Genomic DNA, 1229 nt, shown 5'->3' with positions numbered 1-1229 from the left:
GAGGGGACCAGCAGGTGCGCCTCCAGGCCCGGCCATTCGCCGGACCCGGCGCGCAGGGCCAGGTCGAACGACTCGCGCTGCAGGTCGACGACCCGGCTGGAGGCATCCAGCCGCACGGCGATCCGGGGGTGGGCGATCTGGAACCCGCCCAGTCGCGGCGCCAGCCAGTGACCGCCGATGCTCTGCACCGTGGTGATCGACAACACGCCTTCCTCGGTGTCGACCAGGTCGGACACCGCCGTACGCAGGACGCTCATCGCCTCGGTCGCCGCGCGCGACAGGCGCTCGCCGGCTGGGGTCAGGGCCACCTCGCGCGGCAGACGGGTGAACAGCGCCTGGTTCAGGCGCTGCTCCAGGGCCTTCACCTGCCAGCTGACGGCGGCCTGGCTCACGCTCAGTTCGTCGGCGGCGCGGGTGAAGCTCTTCAGGCGCGCGGCGGCCTCGAAGATCCGGATAGCGCYGAGCGGCAGGCTGGCGAGGATGTCTGACATAAGTACTGCTTATGATTACCCAAGGAGGCCGCGTTTGTCACGCGGCGCTTCAAGCGCGAAATTCCCGTCATCATAACGGACAGGAGGCGAGGGTGATGGACGAAGCGGTCAAGACCCATAAGGAAACCACGTTCGGCTGGGTGCTGCTGGTCCAGGAGTGGATCGCTGCCCGCAAGGCCTGGCTGGCGAGCAAGGCGCGTGAGCAGAAGGCGGCGGCGAGCCGCGAGGCCCAGGCGAAGCCGCGACGCTACCTGGCGCCGCGCTAGCGGATATCAATTGTCGAGCCAAGCGGCTCATAGAAACCCTCTCTCATAGAGAGAGGATCTTGGCGTTCAGTCCTCGCGCTTGGCGCCGTCCAGGTCGCGGTTCAGCTTGTCGGCGCGGGCCGCGTCCAGGGTCTTGTCTGCCTTGGTGCGGCCGAACTTGGCGCGGTTCTCGACGGCCTTGGACTTGGCGTCGGTCTTGGCCTTGGCCTTGCGGGCTTGGTTCAGGTTGAGGATCTCGGCCATGCGGGGCTCGCGGCGGTTTCGACGTTGCGCCGACTCTCATCCGGAAGTCCCGCCGCACGCAAGCCCGCATGCGGTGACGTCATGCGGGAAGCGCGGGGCGAACCAAAAGCCGGATCAGTTCGGCGCGCGCGCCGCCCAGCCTCGCAGGTTGGTGGTGTCGACCCGGCTATTGGTCCCGGCGATGGTCGCCGTCTTGCCATCGGCCGACAGGGTGACGTCATAGATGGGC

At 67.9% G+C, this 1229-nt stretch carries 3 protein-coding genes; 1 reads left to right on the top strand and 2 read right to left on the bottom strand.

Annotated elements, in window-relative coordinates; all coding sequences use genetic code 11:
• On the bottom strand, positions 1–491 hold a 491-nt coding region (locus tag AC1DZ6_RS25445), incomplete at its 3' end, for a LysR family transcriptional regulator (RefSeq protein WP_477099865.1).
• 95 nt (positions 492–586) lie between these two features.
• On the opposite strand from AC1DZ6_RS25445, the gene AC1DZ6_RS25440 reads away from it, so the two are divergent.
• Positions 587–757: a hypothetical protein gene (locus AC1DZ6_RS25440; protein WP_477099864.1), complete on the top strand. Its 171-nt coding sequence runs from the start codon at positions 587–589 to the stop codon at positions 755–757.
• A gap of 66 nt (positions 758–823) precedes the next feature.
• On the opposite strand, the gene AC1DZ6_RS25435 is transcribed toward AC1DZ6_RS25440, so the two are convergent.
• Positions 824–1000, bottom strand: coding sequence for a DUF4169 family protein (locus AC1DZ6_RS25435; protein ID WP_477099863.1), 177 nt, complete (start codon positions 998–1000; stop codon positions 824–826).
• Positions 1001–1229 lie beyond the last annotated feature (229 nt).

The organism is Caulobacter sp. P1_B12_2 (assembly GCF_056406675.1).
Note: the sequence above shows the minus strand (reverse complement) of the source record. Positions and strands in the feature narration are given on the sequence as shown.